General features: G+C 74.7%; 15 protein-coding genes and 1 pseudogene. 12 read left to right on the top strand and 4 right to left on the bottom strand.

Going from position 1 to position 18,496, the window contains the following annotated elements; genetic code table 11:
• The first annotated feature begins 420 nt into the window (after window positions 1-420).
• The 5 genes and pseudogenes from murJ to ACQKM2_RS19970 all read left to right on the top strand — a co-directional run bounded on the left by murJ (window position 421) and on the right by ACQKM2_RS19970 (window position 6,319).
• On the top strand, window positions 421-2,193 hold the full coding sequence (gene murJ / locus ACQKM2_RS19990) for a murein biosynthesis integral membrane protein MurJ (RefSeq protein ID WP_427711400.1): 1,773 nt from the start codon (window positions 421-423) through the stop codon (window positions 2,191-2,193).
• Complete coding sequence (locus ACQKM2_RS19985) at window positions 2,183-2,959, top strand: polysaccharide deacetylase family protein (protein ID WP_427711383.1); 777 nt, start codon at window positions 2,183-2,185, stop codon at window positions 2,957-2,959. Before murJ ends, ACQKM2_RS19985 begins: the two co-directional genes overlap by 11 nt.
• Before the next feature lie 68 nt (window positions 2,960-3,027).
• Window positions 3,028-4,137 (top strand): annotated as a pseudogene (locus ACQKM2_RS19980) (glycosyltransferase); the annotation flags it as partial.
• A 353-nt stretch (window positions 4,138-4,490) separates the two neighbouring features.
• Complete coding sequence (locus tag ACQKM2_RS19975; RefSeq protein WP_427711381.1) at window positions 4,491-5,180, top strand: lipopolysaccharide biosynthesis protein; 690 nt, start codon at window positions 4,491-4,493, stop codon at window positions 5,178-5,180.
• On the top strand, window positions 5,177-6,319 hold the full coding sequence (locus tag ACQKM2_RS19970) for a GNAT family N-acetyltransferase (RefSeq protein ID WP_427711380.1): 1,143 nt from the start codon (window positions 5,177-5,179) through the stop codon (window positions 6,317-6,319). The genes ACQKM2_RS19975 and ACQKM2_RS19970 overlap by 4 nt, the downstream gene beginning before the upstream one ends.
• A gap of 5 nt (window positions 6,320-6,324) precedes the next feature.
• Here the strand turns inward: ACQKM2_RS19970 and ACQKM2_RS19965 are convergent, their stop codons facing one another.
• Entirely contained in the window at window positions 6,325-8,058 is a 1,734-nt protein-coding gene (locus tag ACQKM2_RS19965; protein ID WP_427711378.1) for a glycosyl hydrolase, read from the bottom strand.
• 294 nt (window positions 8,059-8,352) lie between these two features.
• On the opposite strand from ACQKM2_RS19965, the gene ACQKM2_RS19960 reads away from it, so the two are divergent.
• From ACQKM2_RS19960 to ACQKM2_RS19940, 5 genes are all read left to right on the top strand, one after another.
• Window positions 8,353-9,660, top strand: coding sequence for an ATP-grasp domain-containing protein (locus ACQKM2_RS19960; protein ID WP_427711377.1), 1,308 nt, complete (start codon window positions 8,353-8,355; stop codon window positions 9,658-9,660).
• A 225-nt stretch (window positions 9,661-9,885) separates the two neighbouring features.
• A complete protein-coding gene (locus ACQKM2_RS19955; RefSeq protein WP_427711376.1) occupies window positions 9,886-11,172 on the top strand; it encodes an NAD(P)-binding domain-containing protein in 1,287 nt (428 codons plus the stop codon).
• Window positions 11,173-11,203: 31 nt separating this feature from the next.
• Window positions 11,204-11,503 carry a hypothetical protein gene (locus tag ACQKM2_RS19950; protein WP_427711375.1) on the top strand — a complete coding sequence of 100 codons (300 nt, stop codon included), beginning with the start codon at window positions 11,204-11,206 and terminating at the stop codon, window positions 11,501-11,503.
• Window positions 11,504-11,517: 14 nt separating this feature from the next.
• On the top strand, window positions 11,518-13,605 hold the full coding sequence (locus ACQKM2_RS19945) for a SpoIIE family protein phosphatase (RefSeq protein WP_427711398.1): 2,088 nt from the start codon (window positions 11,518-11,520) through the stop codon (window positions 13,603-13,605).
• Window positions 13,606-13,743: 138 nt separating this feature from the next.
• Complete coding sequence (locus ACQKM2_RS19940) at window positions 13,744-13,923, top strand: hypothetical protein (protein ID WP_362471342.1); 180 nt, start codon at window positions 13,744-13,746, stop codon at window positions 13,921-13,923.
• A gap of 36 nt (window positions 13,924-13,959) precedes the next feature.
• Here ACQKM2_RS19940 and ACQKM2_RS19935 read toward each other — a convergent pair whose 3' ends face one another.
• Entirely contained in the window at window positions 13,960-14,397 is a 438-nt protein-coding gene (locus ACQKM2_RS19935; RefSeq protein ID WP_427711373.1) for a DUF6299 family protein, read from the bottom strand.
• 170 nt (window positions 14,398-14,567) lie between these two features.
• Between ACQKM2_RS19935 and ACQKM2_RS19930 the strand changes: the two genes are divergently transcribed.
• Both ACQKM2_RS19930 and ACQKM2_RS19925 read left to right on the top strand, forming a co-directional pair.
• Window positions 14,568-15,200, top strand: a complete 633-nt coding sequence (locus ACQKM2_RS19930; RefSeq protein ID WP_427711371.1) for a DUF4352 domain-containing protein — start codon at window positions 14,568-14,570, stop codon at window positions 15,198-15,200.
• A gap of 56 nt (window positions 15,201-15,256) precedes the next feature.
• On the top strand, window positions 15,257-15,751 hold the full coding sequence (locus ACQKM2_RS19925) for a DUF5949 family protein (RefSeq protein ID WP_427711369.1): 495 nt from the start codon (window positions 15,257-15,259) through the stop codon (window positions 15,749-15,751).
• A 121-nt stretch (window positions 15,752-15,872) separates the two neighbouring features.
• Here ACQKM2_RS19925 and ACQKM2_RS19920 read toward each other — a convergent pair whose 3' ends face one another.
• A complete protein-coding gene (locus ACQKM2_RS19920; protein ID WP_427711368.1) occupies window positions 15,873-17,129 on the bottom strand; it encodes a cytochrome P450 in 1,257 nt (418 codons plus the stop codon).
• Between the two features lie 76 nt (window positions 17,130-17,205).
• Complete coding sequence (locus tag ACQKM2_RS19915; protein WP_427711366.1) at window positions 17,206-18,378, bottom strand: low temperature requirement protein A; 1,173 nt, start codon at window positions 18,376-18,378, stop codon at window positions 17,206-17,208.
• Window positions 18,379-18,496 lie beyond the last annotated feature (118 nt).

The following is an 18,496-nucleotide window of genomic DNA, read 5'->3' as shown; positions in this document are numbered from 1 at the left end:
GCGGCGACCGAAGTCGCCGCGGCCGCGGGCTCCGCAGGTACCGCCCCGGCCGGCCCCCCGGCCGGCCGCGGCCGCACCACCCCGGACCCGGCCCCCGGCCCGGGCGCGCCGGATCCCGGAACCCCGGCGGGCCCGCCCGCCGCGGCACCGGGCTACGACGGCCCGGGCCGGGGCGGGACCCCGGGCGAGCAGGGCGCGGCGGACGGCCGCGGGCGTGCACCCGGCGCGCCGGACACGGGACGGGCAGGGGCGGGAGGTGGCCGGACGATGGCCGAGCCGTGGGGGTCGGACGTGCGGGACGGGGTACGGGACGCGGTACGCGACGGCCGGCCCGCCGGAGCCGACGCGGCGGACACCGCCCGGTGGGGCGCCGTGCCCCCGGGCGGATCCGCTCCGGCGGCCGCGGGCGTCCGCCGGGGAGTGCCGGAGCCGGGCGGCGGCGCGGCCGCCGCGGCCCCGCCGGCGGGCGCCGGCGCCGGCGGGCGGGCTCCCGCGCGGCGGGGACGGCAGGGCGAGCGGCCCGGCACGGGCGGCGCCGGTGAGACCGGCGGCAGCGGCACCGCGCCGCTCGGCCGGTTCCTCGCCAAGGCCGCCGCCGTCACCGCCGGACTGACCGCGGCCGGAGCCGTGTTCGGACTCGTACGCGACCAGACCATCGCGCACCTCTTCGGCGCCGGCCACGACAGCGACGCCTTCCTCATCTCCTGGACCGTCCCCGAGATGGCCTCCACGCTCCTCATCGAGGACGCCATGGCCCTGCTCATGGTCCCCGCCTTCAGCCACGCCCTCGCCCGCCGCGCCGCCAGCCGCGCCGGCCTCACCCGCCGCGAAGCCCGCGCCGCAGACCCCGTACGGCTCCTCGTCGGCGCGACCCTGCCCCGGCTCGCCGTCTTCCTCGCCGCCGTGGCCTCCGTCCTCATCGTCGCCGCACCGCTCGTCGTCGGCGTCCTCGCGCCCGGCCTGCCCGACCCCGAACTCGCCGTCCAGTGCACCCGGATGACGGCCCTCACCGTCATCACCTTCGGCATCGCCGGATACTTCAGCGCCGCCCTGCGCGCCCACCGCTCGTTCCTGCCGCCCGCCGCGATCTACGTCTCCTACAACGTCGGGATCATCGGCAGCATGGTCGCCCTCCACACCCTGTGGGGCGTCCGGGCCGCCGCCGCCGGAGTCGCCGTCGGCGGGCTGCTGATGGTCCTCGTCCAGCTCCCCGCCTTCATCCGCAACGTCGGCTTCGCCCCCAGCCGCGCCAAGGGCGCCCCGCGCAGCCAGCGCGACCGCGACCGGCCCACCCTCATCGCCTTCGGGGTCATCGCCCCCGTCATCTTCTTCGCCGTCTTCCGGCAGTCGCAGGTACTCGTCGAGCGCTTCCTCGCCGCCTCCCTCCCGCCCGGCGCCATCTCGCACCTCAACTACGCGCAGAAGGTCGCGCAGATGCCGATGGTGCTGTCCCTGATGATCTGCACCGTCACCTTCCCCGTCGTCGCCCAGGCCATGGCCGGCGGGGAACGCGAGAAGGCCCGCCGACGGGTCGAGCAGGACCTGGCCCTGGCCTCCCTCGCCGTCCTCATGGGCACCGCCCTCGTCATCGGCTACGCCCCGCAGATCATCCAGGTCCTCTTCGAACGCGGCGCCTTCACCCACCAGGACACCCTCGCCACCGCCTCCGCGATGCGGGTCTACGGCCTCGGCCTGCTCGGCCACTGCCTCGTCGGCGCCCTGTCCCGGCCCTTCTTCTCGACCTCCCGGCCCACCTGGTTCCCGGCGCTCGCGATGGCCGCCGGACTCCTCGTCAACATCGTCGCCGGAGCCCTCGCCGTCGGCTGGTGGGGCACCTACGGCATCGCCGCCGCCAACGCCGCCGGCATCTCCACCACCGCCGCCATGCTCCTCACCGGCCTCGGCTCCCGCATCATCGCCATCCAGGTCCGCCGCGTCGCCGTCAGCATCGGCCGGCTCGCCGTCGCGGCCGCCGCCGCCTGCGGCACCGGCTGGCTCGCCGGCCCGATGATCGCCGACCCGCTCGTCAGCGCCGCCCTCGGCTGTCTGCTCGTCCCCGCCATGTTCGGAGCCACCGGAATGGCCATACGGGCGCTGGAGATCACCGCCCTGCCCGGCCAGATCGCCCAGCTCGGCTCCCACACCGCCAACCGGATCACCCAGCTCACCCAGAGGTTCCGCAATGTCCGCTGACACCGAAACGGCCCCCGCCGCCGTGACCGGCCCCGCCCGCCGGAGCCCGTCGCCGTGGGTCCTGATGTACCACTCGGTCGCCGAGTTCACCGATCCCGCCGAGGACCCGTACGGGATCACCGTCACCCCGGCCGCCCTGGAGGCCCAGCTGCTGTGGCTGCGCGCCCGCGGGCTGCGCGGCGTGGGAGTCGCCGAACTGCTCCGGGCCCGCGCCGCCGGACGCGGCCGCGGCCTCGTCGGCCTCACCTTCGACGACGGCTACACCGACTTCCTGACCCGCGCCCTGCCCCTGCTGCGCCGGCACGACTGCACGGCCACCCTGTTCGTGCTGCCCGGCCGGCTCGGCGTCGACAACGTCTGGGACCCGCTCGGCCCCCGCAAGCCCCTCCTCACCGCCGAGCAGATCCGCGAAGTCGCCGCCGCCGGACAGGAGATCGGCTCCCACGGGCTGCTCCACCAGGACCTCACCGCCGCCCCCGACGACGTCCTCCAGCAGGAGCTGCGCGGCAGCCGCGAGCTGATCCGCGAGCTGACCGGCACCCTCCCCGAGGGCTTCTGCTACCCGTACGGGCACCTCGACGCCCGGGTCGTCGAAGCCACCCGCGCCGCCGGCTACGACTACGCCTGCGCGATCTCCCCCGGCCGGCTCGCCGGCCGCCACGCCCTGCCCCGCACCCACGTCAGCCAGGCCGACGGAGCCGCACGGCTGCGCGTCAAGCAACTGCGGCACCAGGTGCGGGAGCTGCGCGGGCGGGTGCTGCGGTGAAGGACCCCAAGGACCTCAAGGACCTCAAGGACCCCAAAGACCCCAAGGACCCCAAAGACTTCAAGGACCTGAGGGCGCTGCACGTCATCACCGGACTGGGCGTCGGCGGTGCCGAGCAGCAGCTGCGGCTGCTGCTGCGGCACATGCCGATGCCCTGCGACGTGCTGACGCTGACCAACCCCGGCCCCGTCGCCGAGGGGCTGCGCGCCGACGGGGTCCGCGTCGTGCACCTGGGCATGCGCGGCAACCGCGACCTCGGCGCCCTGCCGAAGCTGGTCCGCTTCATCCGCCGCGGCCGCTACGACCTCGTCCACACCCACCTCTACCGGGCCTGCGTCTACGGGCGCCTCGCGGCCCGGCTCGCCGGCGTCCCGGTCACCGTGGCCACCGAACACTCCCTCGGCGAAGGCGAGATCGAGGGCCGGCCGCTCACCGGCGGGGTACGCGGCCTGTACCTGGCGAGCGAGCGGCTCGGCGCGGCCACCGTCGCCGTCTCCGCGACCGTCGCCGCCCGGCTGGAGGGGTGGGGCGTGCCCGCCGCCCGGGTGCACGTGGTCCCGAACGGGATCGAGGCCGCCCGCTTCCGCTTCGACGAGGGCGTGCGCCGCGCCGCGCGCAGCCGGACCGGGCTGCCCGAACGGGCCTTCGTGGTGGGCGGGGTGGGGCGCCTGGTGCCGGGCAAGCGGTTCGACGTACTCGTCCGGGCCGTCGCCGCACTCCCCGGCGCGCACCTGCTGCTGGCCGGGGACGGCCCCGAACGCGCCGCGCTGCGGCTGCTCGCCGCCGAACTGGGCGCCCAGAGCCGGATCCACCTGCTCGGCGAGCGCGACCCGCTCGGCGACAGCTCCGACGGGCGGACCCCCGGGATCCCGGCCCTGCTGGCCGCCATGGACGTGTTCGTCTCCCCGTCGCGGGAGGAGGCGTTCGGGCTCGCCGTCGTCGAGGCGCTGGCCGCCGGGCTGCCCGTGCTGCACGTGACCTGCCCGGCCATCGACGACCTCCCCGCCGTGCAGGCCCCGGGGGCGCGGCGGATCGGCACCGGCACCGAGGAACTGGTCGCCGCGCTGCGCGGGCACATGGAAGCGGGCGCGCGCCGGCTCCCGCCGCCCCCGGTGGTGCGCCGGTACGACATCACGCGCACCGCCGCGCAACTCCTGGACGTGTACGCCCTCGCGCTGGCCGCGCCGGGGGAGGTGCCGGTGCCGGGGCCGGGGGCCGGCGCGGCGCCCGCCACGGCCGGCCCGACGGGGTCCGGCCCCGCCGTGCCGGGGCCGCTGCCCGCGGCGCGCCCGCAGGATTCCGCACCCGCCGTGCCCGTGCCCGGATCCGTCGGCGGGCCGCGCGACCGCGGGGCCGCGTCCGGCGCGGAATCCGCACCCCGGACTCCCCCAGCCCCCGCTGGGAGGTGCCCCCAGGCGGGGCCGGCCCTCGCCGAACCCGGCGGGGACGGCTGATCCCCCCTCGCTCCACCCCCGGCCAGGGGAACGGCCGGGACCGCACCAACTCCCCTCCACCCAGGAAGGCACCGCACATGGCCGACACCCCCGACCAGAAGAAGTCCGACCACCGCTCCGAGCGCAAGCGCCGGCTCCTGCCGCCGCCCGCCTGGTGGCCGCTGCCCGCCTGCGCCCTGCTCGGACTGGCCGCGGGCGGCGCGTACGGGGTGCTCAAGGCCCCCGAGTACGCCGCCACCAGCTACGTCGTCGCCGTACCGAACGAGACCACCGAGCCGGCCACCGCCCTCGGCTTCGCCCAGGCGTACGGCCGGATCGCCACCAGCAGCTCCACCCTCGCCTACGCCCAGCCCCGCGCCGGCATCAGTGCCCAGCGGCTGCGCACCCAGGTCCGCGCCGAGACCTCCCCCGACTCCCCGATGATCGCCATCACCGGCACCTCCAAGAGCCCCTCCGAGGCCGCCGACATCGCCAACGCCGTCGCCGACGCGCTCTCGCTGAGCAGCAACCAGGCCGCGAAGAACACCGGCGTGCAGCTGCTGCTGTTCAACCAGGCCGTCGCGCCCAGCGACCCCGCCTCCCCGTCCGCCGCCATCAGCGGAGCCGTCGGACTGTGTGCCGGCGGGCTCCTCGGCGGCCTGTGGCTGCTGGCCCGCCCGGCCCGCCGCAAGGAGCAGGGGACGGGCCGCCCGGCGGTGGAGGAGTACGCCTCGCTGCCCGCCCAGGGCGAGCACGCCGAGACCAAGGAGAAGGAGTCCGTGCGATGACGCGGGGCTCCGCCGGGGCCCTGACGGTGACGCTGTGCCGAGACCCCCGGCAGTTCGCCGCGCTGGAGGAGTCCTGGAACCGGCTCGTCCGGAACTGCCCCACCGCCACCCCCTTCCAGAGCCACGCCTGGCTGCACTCCTGGTGGCTGTCGTACGGGAAGGAAGGCCGGCTCCGGGTCCTGCTCGTGCGGCGGGGCGAGGAGCTCGTCGGTGCGGCCGCGCTGATGCTCGTACACCGGCCGCTGCCGCGGCTGGTGCCGCTCGGCGGGCCGATCACCGACTACTTCGACGTGCTCGTCGCCGCCGAGTACTCCGGCCAGGTCGTCCCGGCCCTGGCCAACGGGCTGCACCGGGCCGCCCGCTCCGCCGTCGTCGACCTGCGCGAGGTCCGCCCCGGGGCCGCCGCGGAGGCGCTGTACGAGGCGTGGCCCGGGGTCGGCGCCAAGGCCGCCGACTCCACCTGCATGGAGCTGCCCGCGCTGCCGTTCGACCAGCTCGTCAAGCGCATGCCGGCCTCCGGCGCGCAGCGCGTGCGGGCCAAGCTGCGCAAGACCGACGCCGCCGGGATCGAGGAGCACGAGGTCACCGAGCGGGAGGTGCCGCAGGCCGTACGCACCCTGCTGCGGCTCCACGAGAAGCAGTGGCGGGGCCGCGGGGTGACCCCCGAGCACCTGAGGCCGCGCTTCGCCGAGCACCTGACCCGGGCCACCCGGCGGATGGTGCGGGCGGGGGAGGGCCGGCTCACCGAGTTCCGGCTGGACGGCAAGGTGGTGGCGGCCAACGTGACGCTGCTGTCGGCCGCGCTGAGCGGCGGCTACCTGTACGGGGCCGACCCGGACCTGCGCGAGCGGAAGGTGGACGTGGCGACGCTGCTGCTGCGCTACGAGGCGGGCCGGGCGCTGGAGGAGGGCCGGCCGGTGGTGAGCTTCCTGCGCGGCAACGAGCCGTACAAGAACCACTGGCGGCCCGAGACGGTGGTCAACCAGCGCCTGTTGCTGGCCACGCACGCGCTCGCGCCCCTGCTGCGGCTGTACGAGTCGCAGATCACGGGGCGCGAGCGGGCGGTGGACGCGCTGCGCGAGGCGCTGCCGGCCGCCCGCGACTGGCGGGCGCGGCTGAACGAACTGCGGGTCCGATGACCCGTCTAGAACGGCCAGAAGCCGGAGTCCTTGCCCCAGTCGAAGCGGAAGCAGACCGACTGGTGGCCGCCGAGGAAGCTGTTGAGCCACTCGCCGAAGTCGAGCGGGAGGCACCACTGGCTGCTGTTGTCGGGCTGGGGCTTCGGTTCGGGCGTGGGCGTGGGCGTGGGCGTGGGCGTGGTCGGCTGGGGCCTGGGTGCGAGGGGGCTCGGGGACAGCACCGGGGGTGCGGGCACCGGGACCTCGGGGGACGGTTCGGGCGGGAGCGGGGGCGGGACCGTGACGTCCGGCGACGGGGTGACGGGTACCGGTTCCGGGACGGCCGGCGGGGGCTCGACGGGAGCGGGCGCCGGGTCGACGGGTGCCGGGTCCACCGGCGCGGGCTCGGCCGGCGGCACGGGGGCCTCGGGGGCCGGGGTCTGCGGGGCGGGCACGTCGGGCTTGGGGACCTCGGGCTTCGGGGCCTCGGGCTTCGGGAGTTCCGGCTTGGGCGCCTCGGGCTTCGGGGCCTCGGGCTTCGGGAGTTCCGGCTTGGGGGCGTCCGGCTTTGGCGCCTCGGGCTTGGGCGCCTCCGGCTTCGGGAGCTCGGGCTTCGGGAGCTCGGGCTTGGGGGCGTCCGGCTTCGGCGCCTCCGGCTTGGGGACCTGCGGGGTCGGGAACTGCGGCGTCGGGACCTGGGGCGTCGGCAGGTCCGGCTTGGGGACCACCGGCGGCGTCGGGACCACGGGCGGCGTCGGGACCTGCGGGGTCGGCTCGGACGGCTTGTGCTCGCCCATGGCCTCGCGGAAGACCTTCGCCGACTGCGGGTTCTGCTTGCACCGCCAGACACCGTGCGGGCAGTAGTCCGTGATGGTGTGGTAGAGCGGCTTGTGCTGGTCGATCCACTTCAGCATCTGCCGGATGTACTCCGGATTGTCCCCGTTCCGGAACAGCCCCCACTCCGGGTACGAGATCTGCTTGCCGTGTGCCTTCGCGAAGTCGACGTGCTGCTGGAGCCCGTACGGCTGGCGGACGTGCTCCTCGAAGGTCCGGCCCGGACCCTGGTCGTACGAGTCCATGCCGATGATGTCGACCACGTCGTCACCCGGGTAGCACTTGGTCCAGCCGATCGCGTCCGTCCCCCGGTTGGGGGCGAAATCGAACTTGAACCGCTGCCCGGGGACGGAGCGCATCGTGTTGACGATGCGCCTCCAGTACGCCTTCCAGTGCTCCGGGTCGGGACCGCAGCGGTGGGTGTACGTGGTGCCGTTCATCTCCCAGCCGAGCACGATCACCGTGTCCGGGACGCCCAGCGCCACCAGCCGCTCGGCGAGCTTGCGGAAGTGCCGGTCGTACTGGCCCTCCGCGCCGGCCCGGATCAGCTGGACCACCTGCCAGTCGGGCACCCGGTCCTCGTTGCGGGCCTGCATCGGCACGTTGAGCACGAACATCCGGTCGTCCTCGGCCCGGCGCCACTCGGCCCAGTCCGCGAGGAAGTCCACGCCGCCCTCGATGCCCGTCCACTGGTCGCCGGGGAGATAGGTGTGCCCGACCCGGATCTCCCTGCCGCCGAGCCAGTGCGACAGGTAGGGGATGCGGGCCACCCCGGGCGGCCCGTAGCCGAGGTAGGCGCCCATGGCGGTGTCGGACCCCTTGGGGGGCTCGTCGTCCGGGGCCGCGAGTGCGGCGCCGGTGGCGAGCAGCCCGGCCGTGACCGTACCGACGCAGGTGCTCACCAGGCGGTGGCGTGGTCTGGGCATGGCGTCTCCCGAGCTTTCGCGAACCGGTGTGCTTGCAAAAGACGTTAGACATCACATCTGACGAATGGCCTGTCCGGTGGCCGCTGGGTAGGCCATTCGCAGGTGCGCATCCTCTCCGCTTGGTCCGACTAGGTGAAAGACACCGTTCCCATGAACGCGTTCGACGGCCATGTGCCCGCTGTTCTGCTCAGACTCGATCGGAATCCGTTCCACCACGGAACCCTCGGCGCCGTCAGATCCCTGGGGCGCAAGGGCGTGGAGGTCCATGCCGTCGTCGAAGCCGGGGGAGGTCCCGTGGGGCGTTCGCGCTATCTGCGCGCCGTGCACGCCGGTCCCGAGGGCGGATTGGACCCGGAGGCGCCCGAGGCGCTGCTGGAGTGCCTGGTCGGCGTGTCGGAGCGGATCGGGCGGCCGGCGGTGCTCGTGGCCATGGACGACATGAGCGCGATCGCCGTGTCCCGGGTCGCGCCGATGCTGACGGACCGTTTCCGGATCCCCCATCAGCCCGACGACCTGCCCGCCCGGGTGGCGGACAAGGCGGAGCTCTCGCGGCTGTGCGCCCGCTGGGGCGTCCCGCACCCGGAGACCGTGATCCCGGCGAGCGGCGCCGAGGCGGCGCGGGCGGCGTGGCGGCTCGGGCTCCCGGTCGTGGCGAAGTGGAGCCGGCCCTGGCTGCTGCCGGCCGGCGCCGGACTGCGCAGCACCGCGCTCGTCAACACGGCGGCCGACGCCCGCCGGTTGTACGAGCGCTCCGCCGAGGCCGGGAGCCGGCTGCTGCTCCAGCGGTTCCTGCCCGCGGGGCCGGACACCGACTGGTTCTTCCACGGGGCCTTCGCCCGCGACGGGCGGCCGCTGCTGGCCGGCTCGGGCCGCAAGGAGCTGTCCTGGCCGCTGCGGACCGGGCTGACGGCGGTGGGGCGCTGGCTGCCGGACCCGGCGGTGGAGGAGTCGGCGCTGCGGCTCGCCGAACGGCTCGGCTACCAGGGGATCCTGGACCTCGACTTCCGCCGGGACGAGTGCGGCACCTTCCGGCTGGTGGACTTCAACCCGCGGCCCGGCGCGCAGTTCAGGCTGTTCGCCGACGACTCGGGGCTGGACGTGGTCCAGGCCGTGTACCTGGACCTGACGGGTCAGCGGGTGCCGACGCCGGCGGGCGGGCCCGGGCGGGTCTTCGTCGCGGAGAACTACGCGCTGCTGGCCGCGGTACGGGGCCGCACGCTGCCGCGCCGCGCCCCCGGCGGGCCGGCTGCGGCGGGCCCGGCGGGGAGTGCGTCCGGGCAGCGGGGCCGTGACGCGCGGCCGGGTCCGGTGCGGGTGCTGCCGCGCGGGGAGCGGGGGCGGGTGGAGGCGGCCTGGTTCGCCCTCGACGACCTGTGGCCGTTCCTGGCGATGCTCGGCGCGTTCCTGGGGCGCGGCTTCGGCAAGGGGGCCCGCGCCCTGCGGGGCGTCCCCGCGCAGGGGCGGCGCACGGTCCGCGCGGTGCGGGCGCCGCGCCAGCGCGGCGGCGAACGGCCGTGGCCGCGGTCCCAGCCCCCGGAACCGGCCGCGGACCAGGCCCCGCCGGGGGCTTCGGCGGAGCCGGACGAGCTGGTGAGCCGGTGACGGGGAGGCCGGGAGGCGGTGGCGCCGTGCTGCGGCCCTGAGGGCGTGGCGCGGTGACGCAGTGACATGTGACGGAGCGTCGTGGGCCGGCGGTGCGGTGGTGTGCCGCGGGCGGCGTGCTCACGCGGTGACGCGGTGCCTTGGTGACGCGGTGACGCGGTGACGCGGCGAAGCGGTGCCTTGGTGGCGTGGTGACTCGGTGGCGATCTGGTGGAAGGAGTGGCCGTGAGGCGGACGGACGATCTCGTGGTGATCGGCGCCGGGCCGTACGGGCTGTCGATCGCCGCGCACGCGGCGGCGGCCGGGCTCGGGGTACGGGTGCTGGGCCGGCCCATGGCGTCCTGGCGGGACCACATGCCCGAGGGCATGTACCTGAAGTCGGAGCCGTGGTCCTCGAACCTCTCCGCGCCCGGCGGGCGCTACACCCTGGCCGACTACTGCGCCACCCGGGGCCTGGCCGCCGAGCACGCCAGCCCTTTGCCCATCGCCACCTTCAGCGCGTACGGGCTCTGGTTCGCCCGGCACGCCGGCCTGCCCGAGGTGGAGGAGGCCACCGTCACCGAGGTCACCCCGCAGGGCGACGGCTTCCTCGTCCGCACCGCCGACGGGCCGCCGCTGCTCGCCCGTACGGTGGCCCTGGCCGTCGGGGTGATGCCCTTCACGCACTACCCCGAGGCGCTGCGCGAGCTGCCCCCGGGCCACTACTCGCACAGCAGCGGCCACCGCGACCTGTCCCGCTTCGCCGGGCGCGAGGTGGCCGTCCTGGGCGGCGGGCAGGCCGCGCTGGAGACGGCCGCGCTGCTCGCGGAGGCGGGGGCCCGGCCGTGTCTGGTGGCCCGGCGGTCCCGGCTGAACTGGAACACCGTCCCGCAGCCGCTGGAACGCCCGCTGGCCCGGGCCCTGCGCGAGCCGCACAGCGGGCTCGGCACCGGCTGGCGCAGCTGGGTGTGGTCGGAGCTGCCGTGGGCGGTGCGGCGGCTGCCCGCGCCGACGCGCGAGCGGATCGCCGCCACGGCGCTGGGGCCCGCCGGGGCGTGGTGGCTGCGCGACCGCTTCGAGCGGCGGGTGCCCGTGCTGATGGGACACCGGCTGACCCGGGCGGTGGCGGTGGGCGGCCGTACCCGGCTCGGGCTGACCACAGCGGCCGGGGAGTCCGTCGTACTGGACACCGCGCACGTCATCGCGGCGACCGGGTTCGCCCCCCGGCTGGACCGGCTGGAGCTGCTCGACGCGCGGCTGCGGGCCGCGCTGGCCACCGTGGGCGGCAGCGGCACACCGGAGCTGAGCGCGGGCTTCGAGTCCTCCTGGCCGGGTCTGTTCTTCGCGGGACTGCTGACGGCTCCCTCATTCGGACCTTCCATGCGATTCGTGCACGGCGCGGGGTTCACGGCGGGGAGACTGGTGAAGGGAGTCCGCAAGCGCCTCGGCGCCCGGGGTCCGCTGCCGGGCTCCTCCGGCGCGTCCCGGCCGGTCCGGGCCGCCGCCGGACGACCGGAGACGTATCTACGCTGAGATGCCGAGATCCACCTGAGAGGGGTCCGCGATGGGCGCGGAGCGAGCACAGGGCGGCCGTGGCTGGGTGCGCATCCCCGCCAGCCGCGGGGAGCAGCCCACGGCCCGGGCGGCCGGCCAGCCGCCCCGGACCGCCGCCGGCCAGCCGCCCCGGGGCGCGGCCGGGGCGTCGTACGGGTGGCGGTCCGCAGGTCATCTCGGGGCCGGCGACCAGCCCTCGATCTACCTCTCCCTCGTCAAGCGGTGGCGGGAGGCCGGGCGGACCCTTCCGGGGCATCCTGACGAGGAGTGGGAGCGGCTCATCTCCCAGCCGTGCTGGCCAGGCCGTTAGGTGGTGTGTCTCTCGTGGCAGCGGCGGAGCGCGACGAACCGGAACGCGGCGCCCCAGGGCTGGTGACGGGCCCGGGGGAGCGGCTCGCGCTCAACGGCATGGGCAGCTTCGAATGGGACCTGGACGCGGGCAGCCTCAGCCTGGACGAGGCCGGCCTGGCCGTCTTCGACCTGGAGCCGGCCGAGTTCGACGGCACCCCCGAGGCCCTCGGCGTGCGGATCCCGTCCGACGACGCGGCACGGCTCTCGGACACCGTGACCGCGGTACTGGAGGCCGGCGGGTCCACGTACGGCTCGTACTTCACGGTGCGCCGGCGCGACGGCCGCGACCAGTGGACCCACACCACCGGCCGGGTGCTGCGCGACGACGACGGCCGGCCGGTGCGGATCGCCGGGATCGTCCGGGACGCCACCGCCGAGCTCTCCCACGCGACGATCCTGCGGAAGCTGGAGAGCGCCCGCGTCCAGCAGGCCGCCATCGTGCAGCGCACCACCGAGGCCCTGTCGCGGGCGGTGACCGTCGACGACGTGACGGCCGCCCTCACCGGCGCCGGCGCGCTGGAACGGCTCGGCGCGGACGGGCTGGCGCTGGGACTCGTCGAGAACGGCACCATCAAGATCATCGCGCTGAGCGGGGAGACCCTGGAGATCCTCAGCGAGCGCAAGTTCACCCGTCTGGACGGATCGCTGCCGCTCTCCCAGGCCATCCTCAGCCGGCAGGCACGTTTCGTCACCTCGCTCACCGAACTCGCCGGCGAGTTCCCCCTGCTCGCCGACTACCTGCGCCGCATCCACTACGACGCGGCCGCCTACCTCCCCCTGATCGCCCAGGCCAAGGCCATCGGCGGACTCGTGCTCTTCTACCGGCGGCGCACCGACTTCAGCCCCGAGGAACGCAACCTGTGCCTGGGCCTGGCCGGCATCGTCGCCCAGTCCCTCCAGCGGGCGCTCCTCTTCGACCAGGAACGCGAGTTCGCCACCGGCCTCCAGGCCGCCATGCTGCCCCGCCGCATCCCCGACATCACCGGCGGGGAGATCGCCGTCCGCTACCACTCCGCCTGGAGCGGGCGCGAGGTCGGCGGCGACTGGTACGACGTCATCGCCCTGCCCCGCGACCGCGTCGGCATCGTCGTCGGCGACGTACAGGGCCACGACACCCACGCCGCCGCCATCATGGGCCAGCTGCGCATCGCCCTGCGCGCCTACGCGGGCGAGGGCCACCCGCCCTCCACCGTCCTCGCGCGCGCCTCCCGCTTCCTCGCCGAACTCGACACCGAACGCTTCGCCACCTGCATGTACGCACAGGTCGACCTGGAGACCGGAGGCGTACGGGCCGTCCGCGCCGGCCACCTCGGCCCGCTGATCCGCCACACGGACGGCCGAACCGGCTGGCCCAACGTCCGCGGCGGCCTCCCCCTCGGCCTGGCCTCCGTCTTCGAACAGGAGGACTTCCCCGAGACCCGCCTCGACCTGGTCCCCGGCGAGACGCTCGTGCTGTGCACCGACGGGCTCGTCGAGGAACCCGGCACCACCATCACCACCGGCATGGACTCCCTCGCCCACGCCGTGCGCAGCGGCCCCCAGGGCGCAGGCGCCCTCGCCGACCACCTCCTGGACCGGCTCTGGGAACGCTGGGGCTCCGGCGACGACGTGGCCCTGCTCGTCCTGCGCCGCGCCCCGGACCCCGGCACCCACCGGGCACCGCGGATCCACCAGTACGTCCACCAGGCCGACCCCGAGGGGCTGTCCGAGGCCCGCTACGCCCTGCGGCAGGCCCTGCGCGACTGGGGCATGGCCGAACTCGCCGACGACGTCGAGCTCGCGGCGGGGGAGCTGCTGGTCAACGCCCTGCTGCACACCGACGGCGGGGCGGTGCTGACCATGGAGGTGCTGCCCGAGCCGGTGCGCCGGATCCGGCTGTGGGTCAAGGACCGCTCCAGCGTGTGGCCGCGCCGGCGCACCCCGGGCGAGGCGGCCACCACGGGGCGCGGGCTGCTGCTGGTGGACGCCCTGGCCACGCACTGGGGCGTGGAGTCCCGGGGCGACGGGAAGGCCGTCTGGTGCGAGTTCGACGCGGGCGGCACCCCGCGCGGCACGGGCTGACCCGCGCGGGCACTGCGTGACCGCCCCGTCACGTCGGGTGGCGGGATGCGGGGGGCGGGGTGATGATGCCGCCATGGAACGGATGCTGGTTCTGCGGGACGTGCCGGTCTTCCAGGGCGCCCCGCTGCCGATGGGGGTATGGTGCGCCGCCTGACCAGGGGCGCGGTCACGGGGATCGTGGCGACGCTGGCGGTACTGCTGCTGGCGGCCGGGGGCCAGGCGGTCGTCGACTGGACGACGGGACGTCCGCACACGGACCCCGGATGCCAGACGGTCGCGTTCATGTCGATGACGGGCGTCGCGCCCGAGTGCCGGTAGCGGCGGCTACCGCACCCGCGCGGCCGGCCGCGCTCCCTACGCGTGCTCGACGACCTCGATGACCTTGTCGTCCAGCGCGACCGTGTCGATGGCACGGGGCATCAGGCCCGACATGTGGATCTCCTGGAGCTCCGCCACGGCCCTCGCGGCACCCGGGTGGATGCCGCCCGTGAGCGGGCTTCCGGCCACCCACTTGTGGTCGGTGCCGTCACAGACGACCTCACCCGCGCCGATGCTCAGCCGGGTGCCGTCCTGGATGACGGTGGCCTTGATCTGGACCGCCCCCGAGGGTGAAGCGGCCTCGCAGTGGTAGGTGCCGGAAAGGGTGATGGAACCGTCCCCGGCGATGTGAGCTTCCGACTGTACGGAAATTCCCTGATTGAAAACGGTGGCGTGGGCGGGGGCCGTGAACAGGGCCGTCGCGGCCAGGGCGGAGAAGGCTCCCAGGGTCATTCGGCGGGCGGGCGTGCGCATTTTTCCTCCAGGTGGGTGCGGGTGGCGGGAATCCACCGGAACGCATTGTGCTGGCAATTGGCGGGCGACTCGTTCCGCGTGCTCGTGTCGGTGTGTGCAATTCCCCGCTCGGGCGCGTGAGACTGGCCGGAAATACTCCCCGCCCCGAAGATCCCCGAAGGGGTTCCCGCATGCGTCAGCCCGCCTCCGTCCCCACCTCGGTCTCCCTCCTCGCCGCCGCCGCTCTGATGCCCTTCCTGCTGTTCACCGCCACCGCCTGCCAGAGCGCCCCCGAGGGCGCCGCGCTCGCCCCCGCCGCGGCGCCCGCCGTCCCCGTCGACGACGGGGCGCCCGGCGCCGACGAGGACCCCGCCGCCCAGGACCGGGCGGGCGTGGCACCCGGCGCGGCGAAGGACGCCCATGTGGGTGACTCCGTACGGGTGCAAGGCCACGAGGTGGGCCGCCACCTCCAGGTGGTGCTGACCGCCTTCGTGGACCCGGCGGTCAGCGTCGAACCCAACTACCAGCCGCCCGCCGGCAAGCGCTGGGTGGCCGCCTCGATGTCGTTCGTCAACGTCGGCGGGGCCTCGTACGGGGCACTCGGGCGCATGTGGGCGTACGACGGCGCGGGCAAGCGCCACCCGGTGGTGCGCACCGGTGAACTGACGACCGGCAAACCACTCGTCTTCGATTCCCTCGCGGTCGGCGAGCGGGCCGAAGGATGGGTCGTGTTCGAAATTCCGGAAAACCAGAAGATCGTGCGGCTCCAGTACCAGGACGCGAACATGCAGGCGAATTCCGGAGGGGGATTCTGGTCGGTCTAGCCCGCGCGGGTGAAAGGCCGTGAAAGGGCCCGGCGCCGGAGCACTAAGGTGCGCCCATGACTTCTACGCAAGCCGAAATCGACCGCAGTCAGCTCGGCACCCTTTCCGTGCTCGCCTGGATCGGCGACCCCGCCGAGGGGCACAAGCTCCCCTACCTCCTCGCCTACACGCTCGGTGACGGACCGGGAGGCCGGGAAGCGGGCGAGGCGGCCGCCCGCGCACTGCTGGAGGGGATGGGGCTGCCGATCGGCGTCGAGGTCGCGGACGGCACCGCGAACCCGCAGAAGTTCGACGTGAAGGTCGTCCTCGCGGACAACCAGATCGCCCTGACCCTGCCCGGCCTGAACGCCACCTGCACCGCCCCGGACGAGTGGGTCGAGGCCGCCCTCGACGGCGGCCAGGCGTACTTCCTGTTCGCCACGCGCGCCTGGCCCGAGGCGGTCCCCGGCAAGCCCGTGAGCGCCGAGCAGCTGAAGGCCTTCGCCGGCGACGAAGAAGTCCTGACCGAGTGCGCCCACTGCCTCGTCACCGTGCAGAGCCTGCAGCGCTAGCCCCCCCCGCAGCCGGCCCCTGCCCAGAGCAGCCGCCCCTGCCCACGGCAGCCGCCGCCGCGCCTGCGGCGGCCGCCGTGCTCCGGCCGCCGGGCTCCCAGCCTGCCCGGCGGCCGGCCCCTCACACCGGGCGCTCGAAGGCGAACCGCAGCGAGCGGACCCGGTTGTCGAAGTTCGAGCCCGCCAGATCGGGCAGACCCACCGCCCGCAGCCCCACCGGCCGCGTGAGCAGCTCCCGGAACAGCGCCTTCATCTCCACCCGGGCCAGATGCGCGCCCAGGCAGAAGTGCGGCCCGCCGCCACCGAAACCCAGATGCGGGTTCGGGGAGCGCGTGATGTCGAACGCGTCCGGATCGGGGAAGACCGCCTCGTCACGGTTGGCCGACGCGTAGTACAGCACCACCTTGTCACCCGGCCGGAACGCATGCCCGCCCAGCGTGTGTTCGGCGGTGACCGTCCGGCGGAACTGGATGATCGGCGTCGAGTGCCGGATCATCTCGTCCACCGCACCGTCCGCGTACTTCTCGAAGTCCGACAGCAGCAGGTCCCGCTGCTCCGGGAAGTCCGTCAGCAGGCTCAGCCCGTGACTGATGGCGTTGCGGGTCGTCTCCACCCCCGCCACCATCAACAGGCTGAAGAACGCCCCCAACTGCCGGGCGCCCAGCGCCTGCCCGTCCACGTTCGCGCACACCAGCGCCGAGATCAGGTCGTCGGTCGGGTTCCTGCGCCGCTCCCGCCCGATCCCCGCGACCATCCGCTGCATCCGCGCCAGGGCCCGCAGCCCCCGCCCGGGCATCCGCAGCCGGGCCGCCAGCCCGCGCTCCACACCGATGTTCTCCGACGCGTGGTTGACCCGGTCCGCGATCTCCGCACGGTAGTGCTCCGGGATGCCCATCATGTTGCAGATGACCTCCAGCGGAAGCCGCGAGGACACCGCCGCGACGAACTCGTCCGGCCGCTCGGCCAGGACGTCGTCCACGATCCGGGCCGCCACCGCGTGGATGTCCTCCTCGGCCGCCGCCAGCAGCCGCGGCGTGAACGCCCGCTGCACGATCTTCCGCAGCTGCGCGTGGTCCGGGCCGTCCAGATTGACCATCGAGTCCCCGAACAGCGCCCGCACCCACCGGGCCGGCTCCGGCGTCGTCACCCCGGGCGCGCTCGCGAACACCTTCGGCAGCCGGCTCGCCTCCTGCACGTCGGCGTGGCGCACGAGCGCCCAGTGACCGCTCCCCTCCGGGACGAACACCGGGGAGTCCAGCGCACGCAGCCGGGCGAACGCCGCGAGCCGCTGATCGGGAGGCCGCTGCCAGAAACCCGGCTCGGCCAGTTCCCCTCCGGGATCGGTGCCGGAGCCGTGCCGTTGCGGGGGGAGTGTCATGGGGGCTGTCTCTTCCTGTAGCCGTTCCGCTGAGCTGCTGAACGCGTCCGGGGGCGTGGGGGTGACGGCCGGAACCTCAGACATCGGCACCGGCCCGCTCGAACTGCCCGCCGCGCACCGACAGGGTCATGCCGACCACCACCGCGGCCGTCGCCACCAACCCCGCGTACAGCACCGCGTACGAACCCGCCCAGGTACAGGCGAGCAGGGCCAGCGCGGACACCGGCAGCACCAGCTGCTGGGCCACACCCCGCTTGAAGTGGCGCGAGTGCAGCAACCACACCATCAGCAGGAACAGCGCCGACGGGACGGTCACGGCCGCGTTCGCGGCGGCCTGCGAGATGTGCGCCTTCCCCACCGCGTGCTCCACCGCCACCTCGATGCCCGCACCGATAGCCGCACCCGAAGCGAAGATCAGCAGATGGCCGTAGCCCCACGGGATCGCCTCCCGGTTGGTGTTCAGCCGCTCGTGCATCGGCACCGCGAAGTAGATCCACCACGCGGCGAAGACGATCAGCAGTCCGCCCGCCGCGATGGGCAGCAGCTCGTCCAGCGCCTCGTGCTCCTCCAGCGCCGACTGCACCGCCACCGTGCTCGCCGCGATGGTCTCGCCCAGCACGATGATGGTGAACAGGCCGTACCGCTCCACGATGTGATGGGCGTGCCAGGGCGTCTGGTGCCCCCGCTCGGCCAGCACCGGCACCATCAGCTCGGCCACCACCAGCACCAGGAACAGCCAGCGCTTCGAAGCGTCCGGAGCGAACAGCAGCGCCACCCAGCCCGCCTGACAGATCACCAGCCCCACCGCGTACTTCAGCGCCGCCGACCGCGCCGCACCGCTCTCCCCGGCCGCCGCCCGCAGCCACTGCGCCGTCAGCGCCACCCTCATGATCAGGTAGCCGATGACGGCCACCACCCAGTCGTTGTCGTCGAAGGCCCGGCTCACCCCCGCCGCGTAGACCAGCACACCCGAGATCTGCACCAGCGTCGCCACCCGGTACGGGACGTCGTCGCAGTCGTAGGCGGACGCGAACCACGTGAAGTTCATCCACGCCCACCACACCCCGAAGAAAACGAAGAAATAGCCGACCACCCCAGCCCCCGGATGGCCCTCCGCCAGCGCGTGCACCAGCCGCGCCCCCGCCTGGGCGATCGCCACGACGAAGCACAGGTCGAAGAACAGCTCCAGCGAGGTCGCCGTCCGGTGCCCCTCTTCGCGGCTGCGGGCGGTCATCGGTACGTACGTCATACCGCCCAGCACACCAGGGCCCGGCCCCCCGACCGGCGAGGCGCGCGGCCGACGCCCCACGGGTACCCCGGGCGGACTCGTACCGGCCCGTCCCGCCCGGCCACGAGACGAAGGGACC

Origin of the sequence: Streptomyces sp. NPDC004126, assembly GCF_050275515.1 — a bacterium.
Taxonomy (GTDB): Bacteria; Actinomycetota; Actinomycetes; order Streptomycetales; family Streptomycetaceae; genus Streptomyces.
Note: the sequence above shows the minus strand (reverse complement) of the source record. Positions and strands in the feature narration are given on the sequence as shown.

Bases quoted from the DNA above. Each gene is read 5' to 3' on its own strand.
- ACQKM2_RS19985 (WP_427711383.1), top strand. From the start codon at position 2,183: ATGTCCGCTGACACCGAAACGGCCCCCGCCGCCGTGACCGGCCCCGCC.
- ACQKM2_RS19975 (WP_427711381.1), top strand. From the start codon at position 4,491: ATGGCCGACACCCCCGACCAGAAGAAGTCCGACCACCGCTCCGAGCGC.
- ACQKM2_RS19970 (WP_427711380.1), top strand. From the start codon at position 5,177: ATGACGCGGGGCTCCGCCGGGGCCCTGACGGTGACGCTGTGCCGAGAC.
- ACQKM2_RS19965 (WP_427711378.1), bottom strand. From the start codon at position 8,058: ATGCCCAGACCACGCCACCGCCTGGTGAGCACCTGCGTCGGTACGGTC.
- ACQKM2_RS19950 (WP_427711375.1), top strand. From the start codon at position 11,204: ATGGGCGCGGAGCGAGCACAGGGCGGCCGTGGCTGGGTGCGCATCCCC.
- ACQKM2_RS19940 (WP_362471342.1), top strand. From the start codon at position 13,744: ATGGTGCGCCGCCTGACCAGGGGCGCGGTCACGGGGATCGTGGCGACG.
- ACQKM2_RS19935 (WP_427711373.1), bottom strand. From the start codon at position 14,397: ATGCGCACGCCCGCCCGCCGAATGACCCTGGGAGCCTTCTCCGCCCTG.
- ACQKM2_RS19930 (WP_427711371.1), top strand. From the start codon at position 14,568: ATGCGTCAGCCCGCCTCCGTCCCCACCTCGGTCTCCCTCCTCGCCGCC.
- ACQKM2_RS19925 (WP_427711369.1), top strand. From the start codon at position 15,257: ATGACTTCTACGCAAGCCGAAATCGACCGCAGTCAGCTCGGCACCCTT.
- ACQKM2_RS19920 (WP_427711368.1), bottom strand. From the start codon at position 17,129: ATGACACTCCCCCCGCAACGGCACGGCTCCGGCACCGATCCCGGAGGG.
- ACQKM2_RS19915 (WP_427711366.1), bottom strand. From the start codon at position 18,378: ATGACGTACGTACCGATGACCGCCCGCAGCCGCGAAGAGGGGCACCGG.